Genomic DNA, 20,593 nt, shown 5'->3' with positions numbered 1-20,593 from the left:
CCCATAGCCTTAATGACCTGAAAAAGATCAATAGCTTGGCATTATTGGCACAAAAAATGCTGCATTATGCATACCTGTTCCTTAAGGAAAAAGCTTATGCATATAAACCTATTTCATAATATAAACAGAGCTAATGCCGCTCCAAGAGTTCCCCCCAAACTCTCGACGTACGATCACCCGCGATCAAGTGAAACGCCACCGACAAACCAGCCTAGATCACCAGACAAGGTTACCCTTTCGCAAGAAGCCTTGAAGGCACTACAAATTGACTATCGTTCTCAAGCAAACAATCCATCTGTAAAAGACAATGATAAAAAGATCAACTCACTGGAAAAATGGGTCCATAAAGCAGTCACAAAGACAGAAGCCAACAACGGAAAAATTCCCTTTGGCATGGAATGGAAACTGGAATACGTGAATAACCGGATCACAAAGGCCCTTAAGACTGATATTGGCCCCAATGGTCACACCTTAAATCTTACCGAAAACCAGCAAGAAAAGCTAAGCCGGATTAACAATATAATTAATGAGCTATTATCACCAACTTCGAATGACGAAAATGTAGCCAAGACAGAAACTTCAGTTGGCGAAAGCTCTTAAACTATCACGCTAGAAGAAAGCCTCTTTTATAAATCTCTTGAGCAGAAACAACATAAGACGTTAATAGAGATTGCACCTGAGGTTATTTTCGTCTCCAGGTCGTTCCTGTGGGGCTATCCAACAACTCAATGCCCTGAGCTGCCAGTTCATCACGAATGGCATCTGCACGGCGAAAATCTTTGGACTTTTTGGCCTCGATACGCTCTGCAATCAATGCCTCAATATTCTGGCTGTCATCACCCTCGCCCTTAAACCAGACGTCCGGGTCTTGCTGAATAATACCCAACAACTTGCCACCCGCCAAAAGCTGCCCTTTGAGCTGAGCGATAATCTTGCGGTTCTTTTTACGGTCGTCCGTGGTTTTATTCAGCTGCGTGGTAATGTCATGCAACACAGACAAGGCCAGTGGCGTATTCAGGTCATCTTTCAGAGCATCGAGAAAAGCGTCTGAAACCTCTTCGGTTGAGGCTTCAATCTTTTCAACGGCCTGTATAGCCCCATAAAAACGATCAAGCTGTGTCTTAAACTCAGCAACTTTTTCACGCGTGATGTCCAACGGCTGGCGATAATGACCAGACAACAGGGTCAAACGCAACGCTTCGCCGTTCAGACCTTCGTCCAGAAGTTGCCGAACGGTAAAGAAATTGCCAAGAGATTTGGACATCTTCTCGCCGTTGACCACTACATAGCCATTATGCATCCAGTAGCGAACATACGGTTTCTCATTGCAGCATTTGGACTGCGCAATTTCATTTTCATGATGCGGAAAGGTAAGATCCAATCCACCACCGTGAAGATCAAAAGTTTCACCCAAGTGAACGCGTGACATGGCAGAGCATTCGATGTGCCAGCCTGGACGACCTTTGCCCCAAGGGCTGTCCCAGCCAGGTTGTTGATCATTACTCGGTTTCCAAAGCACGAAATCAGCAGGGTCTTTTTTATAAGGGGCAACCTCAACACGGGCACCGGCAATCATATCCTCGCGATTGCGACGGGATAGCTTGCCATAATCCGCCATAGACTGAACAGAAAAGAGCACGTGGCCTTCAGCCTCATAGGCATGCCCTTTTTCAATCAGCTTTGCCGTCATGTCGATCATTTCCTGAATATGATCCGTTGCTCGAGGCTCAATATCAGGTGGAAGTGCCCCAAGTGCTGCCATATCATCATGATAGGCCTGCGTTGTGCGTTTGGTAATACTTTCGATCGGATCACCCGATTTCAGAGACGCTTCAATAATTTTGTCTTCAACATCTGTGATGTTACGGGCATAGGTCACATGTTCCGCGCCATATACGTAGCGTAGCAGACGTGCAAAGGTATCAAAGACAACAACAGGGCGGGCATTTCCAACATGCGCCAGATCATAAACGGTCGGCCCACAGACATACATGCGCACATTTTTAGGATCGATTGGCTCGAAATCCTGCTTTTCACGCGCAAGAGTATTGTGGACTTTAATCGTCATCGTCTTTTCCCGAAATCTAGGGGTTGAATATAGTGATTGTATAAAAGAAAGAGATTTATATTAAACCTCTTTCTTGGATATACACCAATAATTTTAAGCAATCGCTATAGCGACGACTATCATCACAGCCGTTATCAGGCTGTTTGCCCATTCAAGCGTGCTTCAGCACGTTCCCGTCCGATAACAGGCAGTAGCTGTGCCAACTCTGGGCCATGTTGCTGACCAGTCAAGGCTTTACGAAGCGGCATAAATAGCTGCTTACCCTTACGGCCAGTTTCATTTTTGAGAAGGGTGGTCAAAGCTTTCCATGTGCCCTGATCCCAATCTCCTGCAGGTAATTTTTTAGCCGCCAGTGTCAGAAATTCAGCATCTTCGTCAGCAATATCAGGTGTCACAGCACCTCGACAGATATCAAACCAGGATTGTGTATCAGACAATTTTTCGAGATTTGGGCGCACAACTTCCCAAAGCTCTTCATCAAAACCATCCTGCAAACGGGATTTGATAGATGCAAAGTCTGCATCATGCAGAACCTTGGCGTTCAAATGTCCCAGTTCAACAGGATCAAAGCGCGGTGTCGCACGACCAAAACGTGCGATATCAAACAGTTCGGTCAACGCCGCAGGCGTCTGACGAACTTCGATCGGATCAGGCGTGCCAAGACGTGCCAAATAGCTATTCAAAGCCATTGGCTCCAGCCCTTCTTCTTCACGAAGAGACCCAAGACTCAAACTACCAAGGCGTTTTGACAGGCCAGAACCGTCAGCACCAACCATCAGCGAAATATGTGCAAATTCTGGGACCTTGCCACCAAGTGCTTCGAATAGCTGAACTTGTACTGCAGTGTTGGACACATGGTCTTCACCACGCAACACATGCGTTACCTCAAGTTCAATATCATCAACACAGGATGTCAGCGTATACAAAGGCCGGCCATCTTCTCTGATAAGTACGGGATCAGTCAGATGTTGCCCTTCAAAATGAACGTCGCCGCGCACAAGATCTGTCCAATCGATATCCTTGTGCTCCAGCTTGAAACGCCAGTGAGCCTGACGTCCTTCAGCTTCGTATTTGGCAATATCTTCGGGTGTTAACTTCAGAGCTTCGCGATCATAGATCGGTGGACGACCAGCCTGTAACGCGATCTTTCGCTTTAGACCAAGCTCATCTGATGTTTCATAGCAAGGATAAAGACGACCATCTGCTTTCAGTTTTTCCGCTGCAAGCTCATAACGATCCATACGATGAGACTGAACAGCAAACTCATCCCACTCAAGACCCAACCACTTTAGGTCAGTTTGAATGGACTGTGCATATTCTTCTGTTGAACGTTCAGTATCCGTATCATCCAGACGAAGCAAAAAGCTTCCACCTGCTTTTTTGGCCATAAGCCAGTTCAATACCGCAATACGGGCGTTTCCAGCATGTAGGCGACCCGTTGGGCTAGGAGCAAAGCGTACTTTCATGAATTCGTCTTTATCTCTAATTTATCTGTTTGTAAGACCGCGAAATGCATTCGTGATCGGATAGCGTCTATCACGGGCAAGGTCGCGAATTGTCACGCGAACACCCGGCGCGGATTGACGGCGTTTATATTCTGCAAGGTCTAACATACGCCAGACCCGACGAACAGTGCTCTCGTCATATCCCCGTGCAAGAATATCTACAAGGGGTAATTCTTCTTCGATGAGGCATTCCAGAATACCATCCAACACATCATATTCTGGCAAACTGTCCTGATCTGTCTGATCAGGTTTTAACTCTGCAGAAGGCGGCTTGGTGATAATCCTGTCCGGCATCACAGCACCATCGGGTCCAAGAACGTCATCCGGCTTGTGTTCATTACGCCAGCGTGAAAGGGCAAAAACCTTGGTTTTATAAACATCTTTCAGGGCGTTATAGCCACCACACATATCACCATAAAGCGTTGCATAGCCAACCGACATTTCTGATTTATTGCCTGTGGAAAGCACCATAAAGCCAAGCTTGTTGGAAATCGCCATTAGCGTTAGACCACGTGATCTCGCTTGAATATTCTCTTCTGTTGTATCCGCCTCGGTACCCGCCATCACCGGAGCCAGCATTTCGTCAAAAGCCTTCATCGCCGGGCCAATGGAAATAGAATCGTACTTCACACCCAGAAGTTCAGTAGCAAGCTTTGCATCTTCCAAGCTTTCCCGAGATGTGTAGGGCGACGGCATCATGATACAACGCACCCGCTCCGGACCAATCGCGTCTACTGCGATTGCGGCAGAAAGCGCGGAATCAATCCCCCCAGACATACCAATGACAATACCGGGGAAACAATTCTTCCGGATATAATCACGAACACCCAGTACCAAGGCACGATAAATAGCGGCAAGTTCTTCTTCGGGGGCAACAGTCTGTGCCGGTTGGCATTCCCACTCCCCATCAGCATTTTTAAGCCATTCGGTCACCATAAAGTGCTCATCGAACATCGGGGCCTGTGCCTTGAGGCTACAATCCGCATTCAGAACAAAAGACCCACCATCAAACACAATGTCATCTTGTCCCCCAACCATGTTCAAATAGGCCAGCGGCAGCTCACATTCCTTGATGCGCTCTATGGCTAAAAGCTGGCGCGTATCTGTTTTTCCTGCGTTGAACTGGGATCCATTGATTCCAATCAACATCTCTGCACCAGCTTCGGCAAGTGTTTCGCAAACATCCGCATCCCACATATCTTCACAGATAAAAACACCAATACGGACACCACGGAATGAAAACGGTCCTGTCAAAGCACCCTGTTTGAAAACACGCTTTTCATCAAAAACACTATAGTCACAGAGAAAATGTTTTCCCTTCCATCCGACAAGGCTACCACCATCCAGAAGAACAGCGGCGTTATAGATTTCTGATCCAGTTGTCGTGAAGGCTTTCTTGAAAGGGTTTTCCTGTAGCTTTACATCGGGCATCGGCGCCCCAACCAGTATTCCCGGTCCACCATCAGCCGTATCTGCCATGAGGCTACGTAGTTCGGCTTGCGCTTCCAGCAAGAGTTCTGGCTTTAGAACAAGATCTTCCGGCGGATACCCCACCAAGCTGAGTTCTGGAGTAACCAGCAAATCTGCCCCGGCATCAGCAGCTTTCTTGCGGGCAGCACGAATTAGATCAGCGTTCCCACGGATATCGCCGACTGTCGGGTTCATTTGCGCAAAGGCAATTGTCAGTTTTTCGCTCATGTCAGCTTATTACCTCTATATATACAGGTATGGTAGCAGAGATACGTGCAGCCTCTTTATCTCAGAGAAGCTATATATACTCTTTATGAGTATATATAGCTTCTCTGAGAGCAAAAACAAGTTACAAGATGATGTAGGCAAATATTTCACTAACAAGATTGTTAATCGCAACAATAGCTCTCAGCTGTTGCCTGAATGCGTTTTACCATCGCGTGCAAACCATTAGCGCGATTTGGGCTAAGATGCTGTGAGAACTCTAGCCGAGCAAGGATATCATCGATATCAATCGACTTGATTTCCTGAGCCGTTTTATTGGAAAAAATCATTAAAAGAACAGCAACAAGCCCTCGTACAATGTGGGCATCACTATCAGCAATAAAGCTCAACTTCGGTGGTGTGTTCTCATCCACATTACAAACAAGCCACACTTGGCTGGTACATCCCTGCACACGTGAAGCTTCTGTCTTGAGAGCATCATCCATTGAGGGAAGCTTTCGCCCCATCTCAATGATATAACGATATCGTTCTTCCCAATCATCAAGGAATTCAAAGCTGTCAATCAGATCTTCGATGGATGTGTCTGATGATGCATCCTGAACCATTTCAGTCATTATTGCCTATTTACTTTCTAATCAGGAATTCGCGTCCAACCTTCACACGGGGGACGTTGTCATATTCTACAATATCAGCCGTTGCATAGGTTTCAGACCAACGATTAGGCAGATAACTTCCCGTGCCAACGACATCAAGTGGCGCCTCGGCCTCGGCCATCAAGCGGCATTTGGCCGGACTAAAGCCAGACGAGGCAACAATCTTGACCTTGGTAAAGCCCTCTTGATCCAATGCTTCACGCATTGTCCAGATTGCCGCAGCTGACACGCCCGGCCCCACCAGATAACGGAGTTCTTCTTCGTTTCGATAGCCACGGATTGCCCGTGGTACATTGCGTTCAAGCACCGCGTAAGAACTTGGCGGATCGAGTGTTTCTACAAAACGACTTCCTGCCGTATCCAGGCGAACAGACAACAAACCTTGGGCAGCACGCTTCGGAAAGCGACGGCAAACCGTCAAGGCATCTGTAATCTCGCGGGCAAAATAGTCCACAAGAACAGTCATAGGATCACCCGGAAAGGTCTCATCGAACATTTCCGCAGCTTTCAAAGTAGAACCCGCATAGCCAATCAAGGCATGTGGCATTGTTCCCATGCCACTATCCTGCCCAAAGTAGTGCGCGGTTGCATCTGTCGCATTACCAATGAAACCAATCGCCCCGTTTTTACGCTTGGCTCGATCAGCACCGACAGAAGCCGCATAGGCCATAATTTCGGCCATGTCTGTTCCGGCACAATGACGGGCATCCATTGCCAGAAAGGCAACAGAATGCAGATCAGAGCACATTGTAAAGGCATTGTAGGCAGCAACACAGGCAGGGCCAAGTCGCTGTAACAGCAAGGTTTCCAGATCAACCAAATGTCTGAGAGATCCGGTCAGGTACATAATGGGTTCACCCGCACCAACCCAGCGCCCTTCGGCATAACGAAGATCTATTTCCAGATCAAAATCACGCTTGCGCGCCATCTCTTCCAGCCACTTGATAACCAGACCGGGCGCGGACACAACAGGGCGGCGCATAAAGATGGCATAGGTCACCTTTTGATCGCCAAACTTTTCAACGACCTTTTTACTTCGGTTGAAATAATGGTCTGTCCAGGCTGTGATGTCTTTATCTTCAACAGGCCAGAGGGAGGATCGCTCCTCCCTCTGGTGCTTGTCCTGCTGATGTTTTTTATGTTCGCGTTTCTCTTGCGTACTATCAGGCATTAAGCTTACCCGCTAATCATCAGAACCTTAAGACGCTTGTGCCACAGGCGAAGATAAACGGCTTTCACGTTCTTCTTTCAGCTGTTCCGCAATCAGGAAGGCCAATTCCAAAGATTGGCTGGCATTCAAACGTGGATCGCAATAGGTGTGATAGCGTGCAGAAAGATCTTCATCTTTAATCGCCTGTGCGCCACCAATACACTCAGTCACATCCTTACCAGTCATTTCAAAATGAACGCCACCAGCATAGGTGCCTTCAGCTTTATGAACGGCAAAGAAATTACGAACCTCGGCCAATACACGATCAAATGGACGTGTTTTGTAGCCACTGGAAGACTTAATGGTATTGCCATGCATCGGATCACATGACCACACCACTTTTTTGCCTTCACGTTCAACAGCACGGATCAGCGCAGGAAGATGCTCTTCGACTTTGTCATGGCCCATACGAACGATCAGGGTCAGACGTCCCGCGTCATTGTTCGGGTTCAAACGATCAATAAGCTTCAGAAGATCATCAGGGTTTGACGTTGGACCACACTTCATACCGATTGGATTGTGAATACCACGCATAAACTCAACATGCGCTTCATCCAGATGCCTTGTACGGTCACCAATCCATAGCATGTGTGCAGAACAATCGTACCAATCACCGGTCAAGCTATCGACACGTGTCAGAGATTCTTCGTAATTAAGAAGAAGAGCCTCATGGCTGGTGTAGAAATCAGTTTCACTGAGCTGAGGTACCTTGTCTTCGGTCAAACCACAGGCTTCCATAAAGCCGATGGCTTCGTCGATACGTTGCGCCAAGGCTTCGTAACGGTCTGACTGTGCAGAGTTGCGAACAAAATCATGGTTCCAGTCGTGAACCTTGCGAAGGTTCGCAAAACCACCCTGAGCAAAAGCCCGTAACAGGTTCAATGTCGAAGCAGACTGATGATAGGCTTTGATCAAGCGCTCTGGATCGGGCACACGCTCTTCTTTGGTAAAGCCGATACCATTGATGATATCACCACGATAGCTTGGTAGCTCGATGCCATCGATTGTTTCTGTCCCGGCTGAACGCGGTTTGGCGAACTGCCCCGCCATACGGCCAACTTTAACAACAGGGCAAGCCGCCCCAAAAGTCAAAGCCACAGCCATCTGTAGCATTACCTTAAAGGTATCGCGGATATTATCGGGATGAAACTCGGCAAATGCCTCTGCACAATCGCCCCCCTGAAGCAGGAAGGCGCGGCCTTCGGCCACTTCACCAAGTTGTTTACGTAGTCTGCGTGCCTCGCCTGCAAAAACCAGTGGCGGTTGGCCCGCCAAGGTTTTCTCCACGGAATCTACAACAGCAGAATCCGGGTATTCGGGCACTTGCCGAATATCCTTGGCGCGCCAGGAATTAGGTGTCCATTTCGCGCTCATTTACTATACCTCTAAATTACACAATATAATTTCACGTTTGACAGTTTTAATCGTCTTTTCTGTCCTTTACCAGCACAAAGCCTTACTTATCTTATATATTCATCAAAAATACATATCTCGGGCATATACGCAGCACAGAAGATACTCTCGATATAGGCATTTATTATTCGAATTTCACCAGAATTTCATTTGCGATAAAGCCTATTGATGGTTAATTGATAGCGATTCGCATTTATAGCTACTGTCATTTGAAACAGTTCAGGCGGCGGGCTATAAACTTGGATCAAACATTTGCCAGATTTAAAAATCACACCGCAATAAATCTACACGAGACATTTACTCAAGTAGTTAGCGGTTAGAAGCTAAGGGTCATTAAATGAGCGAGAAACAGATCCGCAGATTATTACGGGTAATCATTCCGCTGGCGATCCTCCTCTACTTTATCCCTCTCTTGACCATAGCCTTTATCATTATGGGGCTTCTGGATGTCGGACGCCATCATCAGGTTACCGCAGATCTGGCAAAGAAATATTTTACAGGTAATGGCATGCTTACCTGGGCCTTGTCACCAATCAATCTGTTCCTTGATCTCATTTCTGATCGGAACAGATACGTATACAAACTGGATGATTTTCCCGAAGGACACCGCAACGAAATCGCAAGTGTCCTGAAAGAATTTGATGATAATAAAGAAGAAATCATCAACGACATTCGGGCACAGCTAGGTGGTGAGAGCCGTGGCATGCTGTTTTACAAATGGTATGGCAAAAACACCAATGATGCCGTTCCTGCCTTTAACAAGGAATTTACCTATATCAAAACCATTGGCGTGTCTGTTTTTAATAAAAAGAAATCGACGTCACTGCATTTCGGCCCCTTACGCCTGACACTACGTGTTCTTTACAATCTGACACCGATTAAAAGCGATAATATCTATATCGAAGTGGATGGCAAAAAACACTACTGGCATGATGACCCACTTTTTATTTTTGATGACACAATTCAACATCAATCCATCAATGAAGAAGATCACGAACGCTATTGCGTCTTTGTTGACGTTCTGCGTCCTTCAGTCTTCACAGGGCTTCAAAACGTCTTTATGCAAATCATGCAGACAGTCTTTATTAACTTTAATGGCATTTTCTACAAAAACTGGACCTTCCTTAAATAGGTAGAAGGTCCGAAAACTTCATAAAAAAAACCAAACGTAAAGGGCTGCACGAATCTCGCGCAGCCCTTTTTAAGTCAATCACTACCAGCGTAACTTTAAGTTTATTTCTTCACAGGCTCACGCATGGTAACAAATTCTTCCGCAGCCGTTGGATGTATTCCCACCGTTGCGTCAAACATATCTTTCGTCGCCCCGGCTTTAATAGCAACTGCAAAGCCCTGAACTATTTCAGGTGAATCAGCCCCGACCATGTGAAGCCCAACAACCTTCTTGCCATGTTTTTCAACAATCAGCTTCATCAAAGCTCTCTCGTCGCGACCGGATAGAGTGTGTTTCATGGGGCGGAAAGAAGATTGATACACGTCAACATCACTATAACGATCCAATGCCTGTTCTTCGCTCAGGCCAACCGTACAAACCGGAGGATGACTAAAGACAGCTGTTGCAACATTATGGTGATCCATCGCACGTGGCTTGCCCTTGAAGGCTGTATCAACAAAAGCCATTGCTTCTTGAATGGCAACCGGTGTCAGGTTGATCCGGTCAGTTACATCACCAACAGCATAGATATTTTTTGCTGTCGTCAGGGAAAACTCATCAACCCTAATTGCACCCTTGCTGTTTAGCTCAACACCAGCCTTTTCAAGGCCAAGCCCTTCGACATTAGGTTTACGTCCTGTCGCCGCAAAAACAGCATCTACTTCGACCTTGCGACCATCAGAATAGGTAACTTCCAATCCACCGTCTGTTTTTTCTATATTCTCAATCGTCAGATTAAGTTCTAGCGCAATTCCTTTTTTTGTCATCTCGGTGCCGAGAAATTCCCGAACGTCACGGTCAAACCCACGTAAAAGCGCATCACCGCGATAAACTTGTGTTACTTCAGAACCAAGGCCATTGAAAATACCGGCAAACTCGACAGCGATATAACCACCACCATAGACAATCACCCGCTTGGGCAACTCATCCAGATGAAAAGCTTCGTTAGAGCTGATCGCATGTTCCCAGCCTTTTCCTTCCGGGAAAACAACGTGCCCACCAGGCGCCAATAAAATTTTGTTCGCAGTAAAGGTCTGATCGCCAACACGCACCGTATGCCGATCGTCAAGAACAGCACGCCCGTCATACCTTGTCACATTTGCATTCTTTAAAATGCTCTTATAAATGTCCTCAAGGCGATCAATCTCTTTATCTTTATTGGTAATCAACGTTTTCCACTCAAAAGAACTATCACCAACGGACCAGCCAAATCCGGCAGCGTCTTCGAATTCTTCATGGAAATGGCTTGCATAGGAAAAGAGTTTCTTGGGAACACATCCGCGAATAACGCATGTTCCGCCATAGCGATACTCTTCTGCCAAGGCAACTTTAGCCCCTGTGGCTGCGGCCATTCGTGCACCACGAACACCACCGGAACCTCCACCGATCACAAACAGATCGTAATCATATTGAACATCATCATCGTGATAGGTCGGCATGCAACAGGCTCCTGAAAGATAAAGCTATATTATTGATACTATAGTTGTTTAGCATAATTCTTGCTCTAGGCGTGAAGAGTGAAATGTAGATTTCTCTACATGAACGATGAAACAACCCGCGAGATACTAGAGCAGAAAGAGTTTAAGCTAAACGACTATAAATACTTAGGACAGACTAGATAGAAATAAAAGGAACGAATTTAAAGAGTGGGCAATCATGTTATCTATAGAAGGAATAGGTAACTCACCTTACGCCTTCCATAACTCACTAATTTTTATACATATTTCAAATATCACAAGATCGTGACAAGGTAATAGCTTTCGAAAAAGCTATAAACAAATCATCTCAATTATTACTTCTCAGTAAGGTAACCTGCTCATGAGGTTTTATAGATACGCCTTTGTTATTATCCCCCTCTTCTATGTGCCAGCACTTGCACACAGTGAAGAAAGAAAATTATCTGGTGATGAAATAAGGCAATATCTTATGGGTAAAAAAAGTTGTTCATCGCCAAGGTGCTTCCAATGGTTTCGAACAAACGTTCCATGTCTCGGGCATAACCCACTATCAAGCAAGAGGGAGAGAAACCGAGCAAGGGAAATGGAGTATTCAAGCTGATCAGTATTGTTCTCAGTGGGGACCTTTTGGATGGACTTGCTATCCCCAAGGCAACCTCATAACCTGGATATCCAAGGAGGGTACGCTTTATAAAGGCCGGATCACAGAAAAATAAAGGTCACAACAAAGGGCCAATGAAGAGGTAACTATGCAGGAAACGCCTCCCATCTATCGCCAGCACTTCTAAAAAAACCACTACAGCTTGACAATAACCTTACCTTGGTTCGTTCCGGCCAGTAGGCTTTCCAAGCCTTTAGGTGCAGACGATAATCCATCAAAAACCTCTTCGCTAAAGCTCAATTGACCGTTTTTGAATAGGGGCAAAAGTCCTGACACAGCTTCGGAGAGACGGTGCATATGGTCAAAAATCAGGAACCCCTGCATTTTGGCGCGCTTAACTAACATGGTTCGCGATACCCGTGGGCCATTTACTTGATCGGGAGAAATGCCGATTACGCCACACACTGTCATTCTCGCCCCAATATTAAACAGGTTCGTGACAGCATCAGTAATCGGACCACTGACATTATCAAAATAGACATCAACACCATCAGGACAAGCTTTGGCAAGATCACCCGCCAAATCTGTTGTCGTTTTGTAGTTCAATGCAGCATCATAACCAAATTCCTTGAGGCATCGCGCAGCTTTTTCATCACTTCCCGTAATACCAACAGTGCAACAACCTCTGGCTTTGGCAATTTGTCCAACCATCGATCCCACAGCCCCCGCAGCCGTCGAAACGACAACAGTCTCCCCTTTTTTGGGATCACCAATTTCGGTTAATCCAAACCATGCTGTTGCACCTGTCATCCCCAGTACGTGCAGGTTTATAGACAAAGGACCATCCGAGGGATCAACCTTGCGCTCAATATCCGAACCATCACTTACCGCAAATTCCTGCCACCCAAACAGCCCATAGACAAACTCACCAACGGCATAATCAGGATGCTTGCTATCAACTACCTCACCCACTGCAAAACTACGCATCACCGAGCCAATCTCAACCGGGGGAATATAGTTCGGCATATCCGTGACCCACCCACGCATTGCAGGATCAACAGAAAGATAATGATTCTTGATCAGAAATTGACCATCAGACAAAGGCAGAACCTGCCCTTCTTCCAATTGAAAAATATCATCCGAAATTGTTGGGCTTGGACGAGCTGCCAAAACAAGTTTATTATTCTTCATAGGAATACCTTTATCGGGGAATGCCTTTATCGGTTTGTTTCAGCTACTATAAATTTAGAACACAGATATTAAACAAAAAAATAACCTGCCACTGTAAACAACAATGACAGGCTATAAACCAAAACAAGATTGTATCTTTATTTGATCTGCTCAAAAACAAAGCGATAACTGACAGGAATTGCCGTTGAAATTGAGCTCAGCTCCATAATCTCTCGCAAGATTTCAACACCACCTTCCAGATTGAACTCTTCCGCATCAAGCATCACAAGCAAATCCGGCTGCACCATAATCCGTGTCGGGCTAAGGCGTGTCACCACAACTGAACTTGTAATTTCACTCTCAACACCCGCAATTGACACACTGGTATCAACGTCTTCCAAAATCTTCACTTCGCCTGACTTCAAGTTTGACAAAGAAGCCATATCCACATCCATGGCAAGTGATGCCTGCGGCCATGAAGCGATTTTAAAGACATGTTCTTTGAGGCGATCATTTCGAATATCAATACCTGTCTGGACAGAAGCCAATTCAATCTGAATTGTCGCCTTTCCCTCAGCATTCACACCGCCCTTTAAGTCAGAGAAGTAATTACTCTCCCCGACAGATGCCTTCTTGATAGAGCCAAAACTTAATCGCGAACTATCATTATCAAGTTGCCAGTCACTGGCCGTCACCTTCAAAGGCAATAAAATCAAAGCCAAAGTAAATAGAAAATTGATTGTATATTTTAACATTATAAAAGCCTTAAATTTTGTTAGTCCTGATTATAAAACACGCAAGAGCAACTTTTATTCATGACTAAAGAGGTTTTGTTTCAAATTACCCCTCTAACCCCATATTAATATACTTGATCTCCAGATATTCCTGAATGCCGTATTGACCTCCTTCACGACCAATCCCAGACTCTTTAATGCCCCCAAAAGGTGTCGCTTCGGAAGATAAAGTCCCCGAATTAGCCCCAATCATGCCGTAATCCAAAGCTTCTGATACACGCCATACCCGTCCAACATCACGGGAAAAGAAATAGGCCGCCAAGCCATAGCGTGTGGCATTCGCCAGCTCAATAGCTTCGTTCTCATGCTCAAAACAGTAGAGCGGCGCGATCGGGCCAAAAATCTCTTTATGGAAAACCTGCATATTTTCAGTAACACCCGTCAGCACTGTTGGTGCATAGAACTGATCGCCAAGAGCCATTGTCGTCCCTCCGACAAGTGCCTTCGCGCCCTTGGACAAGGCATCACGGACCAAGCCATCAACCTTATCAATGGCTCGGTCGTCAATAAGTGGCCCCAACTCCACGCCTTCGCCCTGGCCAGCACCAACCTTTATTTCTTTGACAGCCTTGGCCAGTTTTTTCGCAAAGGCATCATAAACACCTTTCTGGATCATGATCCGGTTGGCACAGACACAGGTTTGCCCTGCATTGCGAAACTTGCTTGCTAACAGGTGCTTTACCGCAAGATCAAGATTGGCATCATCAAAAACGATAAAAGGCGCATTCCCACCAAGTTCCATAGAAACCTGTTTCACGGTCAAGGCACACTTTTCCATCAGTACCTTGCCAACAACAGTTGACCCGGTAAAAGAGAGTTTGCGAACCGCATGGTGGGATGTCATTTCATCCCCGATTTCACCAGCCTTGCCCGTCACAACGTTAAAGACCCCATCTGGTAAACCAGCTCGCTGGGCAAGAACAGCCAGCGCCAGAGCAGAGTATGGTGTCTGTGGTGCCGGCTTCACAACAACGGTACAGCCCGCAGCCAAGGCGGGTGCACACTTGCGCGCAATCATTTGCGCCGGAAAATTCCATGGTGTAATCGCCGCAACAACACCAATTGCCTGTCGAATGGTCAGAAGCTGTTGATCGCGACGTCCAGCCGGAATTGTTTCGCCATAGATCCGTTTAGCTTCTTCAGCAAACCATTCGATATAGCCAGCAGAGGACTTTATTTCGCCTCTGGCTTCGTCAAGTGGCTTTCCCTGTTCGGCTGTCATAATCCGGGCCAGATCATCCTGATGCTCCAACATCAGATCGTGCCAGCGCCTCAAAACATTAGCGCGCTCTTTTGCTGTTTTAGCCTTCCAGCTTGCAAGTGCTTCTTTCGCACTTTCTATAGCCCTTCGCGTTTCTCCTGCCCCCATCCAGGGCATTTGCCCCAACTCATGTCCTGTTGCCGGATCATATACAGACGCTGTTCTTTTGGAATCCGCATCAACCCATTCCCCTGCAATAAAGGCCTGTTGTTGCAAAAGTGATTTATCCCGCAAAGAAAGAGGCATGACGAATGTCCTAAAGCATGAGGCAAACCCAACATAAATTTCGGTTCAACACCATAATATAGATCTATGAATAAGATTGAACGCTATCCAAGCCATCTGTCAGGTACAAGTACCAATTCTGACTTTCTCTCTTTGTCAGGGGACATTGTTCTTTTTGTTTCAAATGGTTTAAGTCCTGCTTTGGCCTACCACCAATCTGTCGTACATAGACCTTGATGACAGAAATCAAATCGTCAAATAATAAAAGTAGTGATCGGTCTCGCGTTCAAATCCGAAAGATTCGTAAAGTGCCTGCGCTTTCGCGTTAAGAATATCAGTTTCAAGCAAGATACCTTTGGAATTCACCTTTTCCCCGTGATCACGAGCAGCCGTTAACAGCTTTCTGGCAACCCCTTGTCCGCGCGCTTTCTCATGCACAAACAGATCATTCAAGATCAAATCTCGTCTGAGAGAAACAGAAGAAAATGTTGGATAGATCTGAGTGAAACCAAGAATATCACGTTCACTGTCCTGTGCATAAAACACGACAGATTCAGAACTGGCCTGACGCGCGGAAAGAAAATCTTCGCAGGCTTTAAGATCACTTTCCTGCCCATAAAACTGACGGTAAAGATCAAAACATTCCACAACTTTATGAATGGTCTGTGTATCGGCTTGCAAGATCTCTATTGTCATTTTATCGCTCTAGCTTTGTGATGCCAGAGCATTTTATAGAGATATTTTCAAAGGACATCAAAGGCTAAGATAATAATAACGTCGCTCTTTATCATGTTTAAAGCCCAGACCTTTATATAGTTTTTGGTATATAATTTTTGGGCTTTTTATTATCCAACTCTGTCGCAAGCAAAGTTCCTTTGGAATTTAGCCTGACCACGTGTTTTTATGACCCCTAATACGATTATTCAACAGTCACCGACTTCGCAAGATTTCTGGGTTGATCCACATCTGTCCCCTTTAACACAGCCGTATGGTAAGCCAGAAGCTGAATGGGGAGGGCATAGAGGATCGGCGCAACAAAGGGATCAACCCTTGGCAAGACAACGCTGTGTTTGGCGATATCTCCGGCCCGGGCAACGCCCTCTTCGTCAGAGAACAGAATGATTTGTCCGCCACGCGCATGGACTTCCTGAAGGTTGGAAATGGTCTTTTCCATCATCGGGCCGCTCGGGGCACAGGCAATAACCGGAACGTTTTCATCAATCAAAGCAATGGGACCATGCTTCATTTCACCCGCCGCATAACCTTCGGCATGAATGTAGCTGATTTCCTTGAGCTTCAATGCTCCTTCCATCGCCATGGGATAAAGATTACCACGGCCAAGATAAAGCACATCGCGCGCTTCACTGACATCAGCAGAGATTTTACGAATAGCGTCATCCGTATTCAGGATTTCAGTAATCCGTGAAGGAATTTCAGTCAAAGCCGAAGACAGCTCGGCTTCGCGTTCCGGCGAAATGGTTCCTTTGGCACGGCCAATACCAATAGCAAGGCAGGCAAGAACGGTAAGCTGTGTGGTAAAGGCTTTGGTCGATGCCACGCCAATTTCAGGTCCGGCCAAAGTAGGCAACACCATATCTGATTCACGGGCAATGGTCGATTCAGGCACATTGACAACAGAGATGATCTTTTGCCCCTGTTCCTTGGCATAGCGAAGCGCAGCCAGGGTATCAATTGTCTCACCGGATTGAGAAATAAACAGGCTGACACCATTTTCTGGCAAAGGAGCTTCGCGATATCTGAACTCGGACGCAATATCAACTTCGACCAGCTGACGGGCTTCCTGCTCTAGCCAATATTTAGCAACCATCCCCGCCAGAGATGCCGTCCCGCACCCGACAATGGTCAAACGGGAAATATTGGCTAAATCGAACGGAAAATCCGGCAGTTGAATTGAACGCGCCAAGGGATTAAAGAAAGTATGCAGCGTATCCCCAACCACTGCTGGCTGTTCATAGATTTCTTTCTGCATGAAATGGCGATATTGGCCTTTGCCAATCATGGCACCGGACACAGCAGTCTGAACAACTTCACGGTTCAAAAGGTTTCCGGCAAGATCCCGGATGGTCGCGCCATTATTATCCAGAACGACCCAATCCCCTTCTTCAAGATAGCAAATTTGATCGGTCAGGTGAGAAAGCGAAAGAGCATCAGAACCCAAGTACATCTCGCCATCACCATAACCAACAGCCAAAGGGCTACCACGACGGGCGCCAATCATCAGATCCTCACGACCGGCAAAAACAATTGCCAGAGCAAAAGCCCCTTCAAGACGCTTCAAAGTCGTGTGGACAGCATCTTCGGGTGACAAACCATCCTTCAGATAATTTGTGATTAAGTGCACCACAACTTCGGTATCGGTCTCAGTTTGAAAAACTTGCCCCTTGGCATCCAGTTCCGCACGAAGTTCCTGAAAATTTTCGATAATACCATTGTGTACCAGCGATACTTTGTCACTGGCATGAGGATGAGCATTGATTTCATTCGGGCGACCATGTGTTGCCCAACGGGTATGACCAATTCCTGTCATACCGATAATAGGGTCTTCTTCGACACGGTTTTGTAAATTAATCAGTTTACCCTGAGCGCGACGTCTTTCCAGACCGCCATCAACCAGTGTCGCAATACCCGCGGAATCATATCCGCGATATTCCAAACGCTTTAAACCATCTAGTAAGAGAGGGACGACAGGCTTTGTGCCAATAATACCAATAATGCCACACATAATGCTTTAGCCTTTTTTCTCTTCTTTAATCTTTTTGCGACTGGCGCGGAAACTTACCCCGGCACCGGCCTTGTCAATCAATCGTCCCCGTACGACAGCCATGGCATCGTCAGAAACTGATTTTGTAACGGTCGATCCAGCCCCGACAATTGCGCCTGCACCAATATCAACAGGGGCAACCAGCGCCGTGTTCGAACCAATAAAGGCGCCTTCACCAATAGAGGTCTTCCATTTATTGAAACCGTCATAGTTACAGGTAATCGTTCCTGCACCAATATTAGCTTTGTCGCCAACTTCGGCATCACCAATATAGCTCAGATGATTGGCCTTGGCGCCTTTACCAAGAACAGCATTCTTGGTTTCAACAAAGTTACCAACCTTACCGCCTTTTCCGATCACTGTGCCCGGGCGTAATCGTGCGTAAGGGCCAATTGCAGCCCCCTCATCAACAATGGCACCTTCAAGATGACTAAACGCTTTGATGTGACAGTTATCCGCAATAGATACCTTTGGCCCAATAAACACAGATGGTTCTATAATGATATCCCGCCCAAACTCAGTGTCCGTTGAAAGCCATGTCGTATCGGGGTCCATTAAGGTAACCCCCTGTGCCATGGCCTTCACCCGCAAGCGTTGTTGTAAAATACCTTCGGCAACCGCAAGCTCCTGGCGGGAATTAACCCCCATGACTTCTTCTTCGCTTGCCTCAACCGAGCGGGTATCCAAACCTTCCGCATAGGCAAAGTCAAAAATCACCGGAAGATAATATTCACCTTGGGCATTGTTGTTATCCAGCTGATTGATCAACTGATGTACTGTAGATCCCTCGCCCAGCAAAATCCCGGCATTGCACAGATCAATCGCGCGTTCTTCCTCAGTCGCATCAGCATATTCAATAATGCCCATAACGCGGCCATCACTATCCTGCTTAACCCGGCCATACCGCCCGGCATCTTCAGGACGAAAAGCAAGGCCGATAAGCTTGGGTCCATTTTCGGCACATCGTTGCGTTCGCATGATTTGATAGGTTTCTGGTTGAATAAGCGGTGTATCCCCAAAGATCACCATAATATCGGCCTGATCATCCTGATCACAGAAACCATCCAGAGCAGTAAAGGCCTGTTTTACTGCATGCCCTGTTCCCAAGCGATCAACTTGAACGACCGTCTTATGAGGTGCCGCCGCTTTTTCTACAGCCTGAGCATTCGGGCCAACGACAACCACAATGCGGTCAGGGGAAAGCGCCTCAACGCCATCCAAAACATGTGACAACATCGGTTTTTCTGCCAGACAGTGAAGAACCTTTGGCAAATCTGATTTCATTCGAGTGCCCTGGCCAGCAGCCAACACAATCACAGCGAGTTTACGTTTGGTCATCAATCTCTAATATTCATCAACCTCGGGGGTCCCAAGGATCACAGTTGATTAAATGTTTTCACAGTGCTTACCCCCTGCCCCTCTTGGGATCAACCATTAGAATATGTCCTAACAATAAAATCAGGCGAAAATATAGCGAGCAAAAACTGACACAGAAGAAATTACAGCTCAAATCACCTTTTATTTCTGTGTGTTACACAATGTTTCGATTTATTACAGAGTTTCAATTTATTGCAGCACAATAATTTCTATAACTTTCTCAGATTGAGAATGGAGAGTTCTTGTAGAAAAGGATAATCCTGTTTAGCTTTTGCCAGTGAGTTAACCGCATAATATACCAACTATCAAAGCAAACTTAATTATCATGACCAAACGCAATGTCCTTGTCTTCGATCTGGACGGAACACTAATCGAAAGCGCGCCCGATCTTGCTTTATCTTTGCAAATCCTCTTGAAAAGCGAAGGACGTCAAAAACCAAACCTTATCGAAGTTCAGTCAATGATTGGTGACGGCGCAACAAAACTGGTTGAACGCGGTTACGCCGCAACGGGGTCTGCTCTTTCAGAAAATGAACTGAAAGGAAAAGTCAAAAAATTTCTCGAAATCTATTCAGAAAACCTGGTGGTTGAAACTCATCTTTACGAAAACTGTCGTACTGTACTCTCAAACCTGAAAGTAAAGGGCTGGAAACTTTTAATTTGTACAAACAAACCCTATGCACCAACTTTGGAAATTATGAACAAGCTCGACCTTAATCATCTATTCGACAAAGCTGTTGGCGGCGATAGCTATGCTATAAAAAAGCCCGATCCTGATCACATCGTTAAACTTCTGGATGAAACAGGGGCAAGTACAGAACAGGCTATTATGATCGGCGATGGCGTCAATGACGTACTTGCCGCAAAAAACGCACAAATACCGTCAATTCTTTTCACCCATGGTTATGGTACCGAGGCCGCGAAAGCACAAAACCCTGATATTGTCATCGACACTTTTCTTGAACTTGAAGACGCCATTAACAGGCTTGCATAAAACTGCGACATTACCGCACGCACCAACAAAATTACGATGAAAAAACTCGTCAGCAGGATAAAATTGAGCATAATCAATTCTTAAACAGATCTATTGGTCTAAGTTGCAACAAGACAGCTAGCCAAAATTTCTTTAATGTTTAAGGTTCGCTAAGTTATTCTGGACATAGTGTTTAATCGACAGAACTAAACGACGTATACAATTCAGGAGAGAGTAA

Annotated in this window: 16 protein-coding genes; 3 read left to right on the top strand and 13 right to left on the bottom strand. The window is 46.1% G+C overall.

Annotated features, from left to right (window positions below; translation table 11 throughout):
• The first annotated feature begins 96 nt into the window (after positions 1 to 96).
• On the top strand, positions 97 to 600 hold the full coding sequence (locus tag D9A03_RS05100; RefSeq protein ID WP_120496119.1) for a hypothetical protein: 504 nt from the start codon (positions 97 to 99) through the stop codon (positions 598 to 600).
• A gap of 82 nt (positions 601 to 682) precedes the next feature.
• Here D9A03_RS05100 and cysS read toward each other — a convergent pair whose 3' ends face one another.
• From cysS to D9A03_RS05070, 6 genes are all read right to left on the bottom strand, one after another.
• The gene (cysS, locus tag D9A03_RS05095) at positions 683 to 2,068 is read right to left on the bottom strand and encodes a cysteine--tRNA ligase (protein WP_120496118.1); all 1,386 of its coding nucleotides are present in this window, start codon (positions 2,066 to 2,068) and stop codon (positions 683 to 685) included.
• A 134-nt stretch (positions 2,069 to 2,202) separates the two neighbouring features.
• On the bottom strand, positions 2,203 to 3,534 hold the full coding sequence (gltX, locus tag D9A03_RS05090) for a glutamate--tRNA ligase (RefSeq protein WP_120496117.1): 1,332 nt from the start codon (positions 3,532 to 3,534) through the stop codon (positions 2,203 to 2,205).
• Between the two features lie 21 nt (positions 3,535 to 3,555).
• Positions 3,556 to 5,271, bottom strand: coding sequence for an NAD+ synthase (locus tag D9A03_RS05085; protein WP_120496116.1), 1,716 nt, complete (start codon positions 5,269 to 5,271; stop codon positions 3,556 to 3,558).
• A 161-nt stretch (positions 5,272 to 5,432) separates the two neighbouring features.
• Positions 5,433 to 5,882 (bottom strand): SufE family protein, encoded by a 450-nt coding sequence (locus D9A03_RS05080; protein ID WP_120496115.1) that lies wholly within the window; start codon positions 5,880 to 5,882, stop codon positions 5,433 to 5,435.
• Between the two features lie 10 nt (positions 5,883 to 5,892).
• Positions 5,893 to 7,092, bottom strand: coding sequence for a nicotinate phosphoribosyltransferase (locus D9A03_RS05075; protein WP_254054974.1), 1,200 nt, complete (start codon positions 7,090 to 7,092; stop codon positions 5,893 to 5,895).
• A 27-nt stretch (positions 7,093 to 7,119) separates the two neighbouring features.
• Complete coding sequence (locus D9A03_RS05070) at positions 7,120 to 8,505, bottom strand: class II 3-deoxy-7-phosphoheptulonate synthase (protein ID WP_120496114.1); 1,386 nt, start codon at positions 8,503 to 8,505, stop codon at positions 7,120 to 7,122.
• A gap of 376 nt (positions 8,506 to 8,881) precedes the next feature.
• Between D9A03_RS05070 and D9A03_RS05065 the strand changes: the two genes are divergently transcribed.
• Positions 8,882 to 9,676 carry an aspartyl/asparaginyl beta-hydroxylase domain-containing protein gene (locus tag D9A03_RS05065; RefSeq protein ID WP_120496113.1) on the top strand — a complete coding sequence of 265 codons (795 nt, stop codon included), beginning with the start codon at positions 8,882 to 8,884 and terminating at the stop codon, positions 9,674 to 9,676.
• A gap of 101 nt (positions 9,677 to 9,777) precedes the next feature.
• Here D9A03_RS05065 and gor read toward each other — a convergent pair whose 3' ends face one another.
• The 7 genes from gor to glmU all read right to left on the bottom strand — a co-directional run bounded on the left by gor (position 9,778) and on the right by glmU (position 19,343).
• Complete coding sequence (gene gor / locus D9A03_RS05060; protein WP_120496112.1) at positions 9,778 to 11,154, bottom strand: glutathione-disulfide reductase; 1,377 nt, start codon at positions 11,152 to 11,154, stop codon at positions 9,778 to 9,780.
• Between the two features lie 814 nt (positions 11,155 to 11,968).
• Entirely contained in the window at positions 11,969 to 12,964 is a 996-nt protein-coding gene (locus D9A03_RS05055) for an NADP-dependent oxidoreductase (protein ID WP_120496111.1), read from the bottom strand.
• Positions 12,965 to 13,101: 137 nt separating this feature from the next.
• On the bottom strand, positions 13,102 to 13,698 hold the full coding sequence (locus D9A03_RS05050) for a YceI family protein (RefSeq protein WP_120496110.1): 597 nt from the start codon (positions 13,696 to 13,698) through the stop codon (positions 13,102 to 13,104).
• An 85-nt stretch (positions 13,699 to 13,783) separates the two neighbouring features.
• Positions 13,784 to 15,244, bottom strand: coding sequence for an NAD-dependent succinate-semialdehyde dehydrogenase (locus tag D9A03_RS05045; protein WP_120496109.1), 1,461 nt, complete (start codon positions 15,242 to 15,244; stop codon positions 13,784 to 13,786).
• A gap of 225 nt (positions 15,245 to 15,469) precedes the next feature.
• Entirely contained in the window at positions 15,470 to 15,919 is a 450-nt protein-coding gene (locus D9A03_RS05040; protein WP_216825383.1) for an N-acetyltransferase, read from the bottom strand.
• 223 nt (positions 15,920 to 16,142) lie between these two features.
• Positions 16,143 to 17,966 carry a glutamine--fructose-6-phosphate transaminase (isomerizing) gene (glmS, locus tag D9A03_RS05035; RefSeq protein ID WP_120496108.1) on the bottom strand — a complete coding sequence of 608 codons (1,824 nt, stop codon included), beginning with the start codon at positions 17,964 to 17,966 and terminating at the stop codon, positions 16,143 to 16,145.
• A gap of 6 nt (positions 17,967 to 17,972) precedes the next feature.
• Positions 17,973 to 19,343, bottom strand: a complete 1,371-nt coding sequence (gene glmU, locus D9A03_RS05030) for a bifunctional UDP-N-acetylglucosamine diphosphorylase/glucosamine-1-phosphate N-acetyltransferase GlmU (protein ID WP_120496107.1) — start codon at positions 19,341 to 19,343, stop codon at positions 17,973 to 17,975.
• A 364-nt stretch (positions 19,344 to 19,707) separates the two neighbouring features.
• Between glmU and D9A03_RS05025 the strand changes: the two genes are divergently transcribed.
• Positions 19,708 to 20,376 (top strand): HAD-IA family hydrolase, encoded by a 669-nt coding sequence (locus tag D9A03_RS05025; RefSeq protein ID WP_120496106.1) that lies wholly within the window; start codon positions 19,708 to 19,710, stop codon positions 20,374 to 20,376.
• Positions 20,377 to 20,593 lie beyond the last annotated feature (217 nt).

The sequence above is a fragment of the Kiloniella sp. EL199 genome, assembly GCF_900313065.1.
Taxonomy (GTDB): domain Bacteria; phylum Pseudomonadota; class Alphaproteobacteria; order Kiloniellales; family Kiloniellaceae; genus Kiloniella.
Note: the sequence above shows the minus strand (reverse complement) of the source record. Positions and strands in the feature narration are given on the sequence as shown.

Excerpts from the sequence above, each read along its gene's own strand:
- D9A03_RS05100 (WP_120496119.1), top strand. The coding sequence starts at position 97 with ATGCATATAAACCTATTTCATAATATAAACAGAGCTAATGCCGCTCCA.
- cysS (WP_120496118.1), bottom strand. The coding sequence starts at position 2,068 with ATGACGATTAAAGTCCACAATACTCTTGCGCGTGAAAAGCAGGATTTC.
- gltX (WP_120496117.1), bottom strand. The coding sequence starts at position 3,534 with ATGAAAGTACGCTTTGCTCCTAGCCCAACGGGTCGCCTACATGCTGGA.
- D9A03_RS05085 (WP_120496116.1), bottom strand. The coding sequence starts at position 5,271 with ATGAGCGAAAAACTGACAATTGCCTTTGCGCAAATGAACCCGACAGTC.
- D9A03_RS05080 (WP_120496115.1), bottom strand. The coding sequence starts at position 5,882 with ATGACTGAAATGGTTCAGGATGCATCATCAGACACATCCATCGAAGAT.
- D9A03_RS05075 (WP_254054974.1), bottom strand. The coding sequence starts at position 7,092 with ATGCCTGATAGTACGCAAGAGAAACGCGAACATAAAAAACATCAGCAG.
- D9A03_RS05070 (WP_120496114.1), bottom strand. The coding sequence starts at position 8,505 with ATGAGCGCGAAATGGACACCTAATTCCTGGCGCGCCAAGGATATTCGG.
- D9A03_RS05065 (WP_120496113.1), top strand. The coding sequence starts at position 8,882 with ATGAGCGAGAAACAGATCCGCAGATTATTACGGGTAATCATTCCGCTG.
- gor (WP_120496112.1), bottom strand. The coding sequence starts at position 11,154 with ATGCCGACCTATCACGATGATGATGTTCAATATGATTACGATCTGTTT.
- D9A03_RS05055 (WP_120496111.1), bottom strand. The coding sequence starts at position 12,964 with ATGAAGAATAATAAACTTGTTTTGGCAGCTCGTCCAAGCCCAACAATT.
- D9A03_RS05050 (WP_120496110.1), bottom strand. The coding sequence starts at position 13,698 with ATGTTAAAATATACAATCAATTTTCTATTTACTTTGGCTTTGATTTTA.
- D9A03_RS05045 (WP_120496109.1), bottom strand. The coding sequence starts at position 15,244 with ATGCCTCTTTCTTTGCGGGATAAATCACTTTTGCAACAACAGGCCTTT.
- D9A03_RS05040 (WP_216825383.1), bottom strand. The coding sequence starts at position 15,919 with ATGACAATAGAGATCTTGCAAGCCGATACACAGACCATTCATAAAGTT.
- glmS (WP_120496108.1), bottom strand. The coding sequence starts at position 17,966 with ATGTGTGGCATTATTGGTATTATTGGCACAAAGCCTGTCGTCCCTCTC.
- glmU (WP_120496107.1), bottom strand. The coding sequence starts at position 19,343 with ATGACCAAACGTAAACTCGCTGTGATTGTGTTGGCTGCTGGCCAGGGC.
- D9A03_RS05025 (WP_120496106.1), top strand. The coding sequence starts at position 19,708 with ATGACCAAACGCAATGTCCTTGTCTTCGATCTGGACGGAACACTAATC.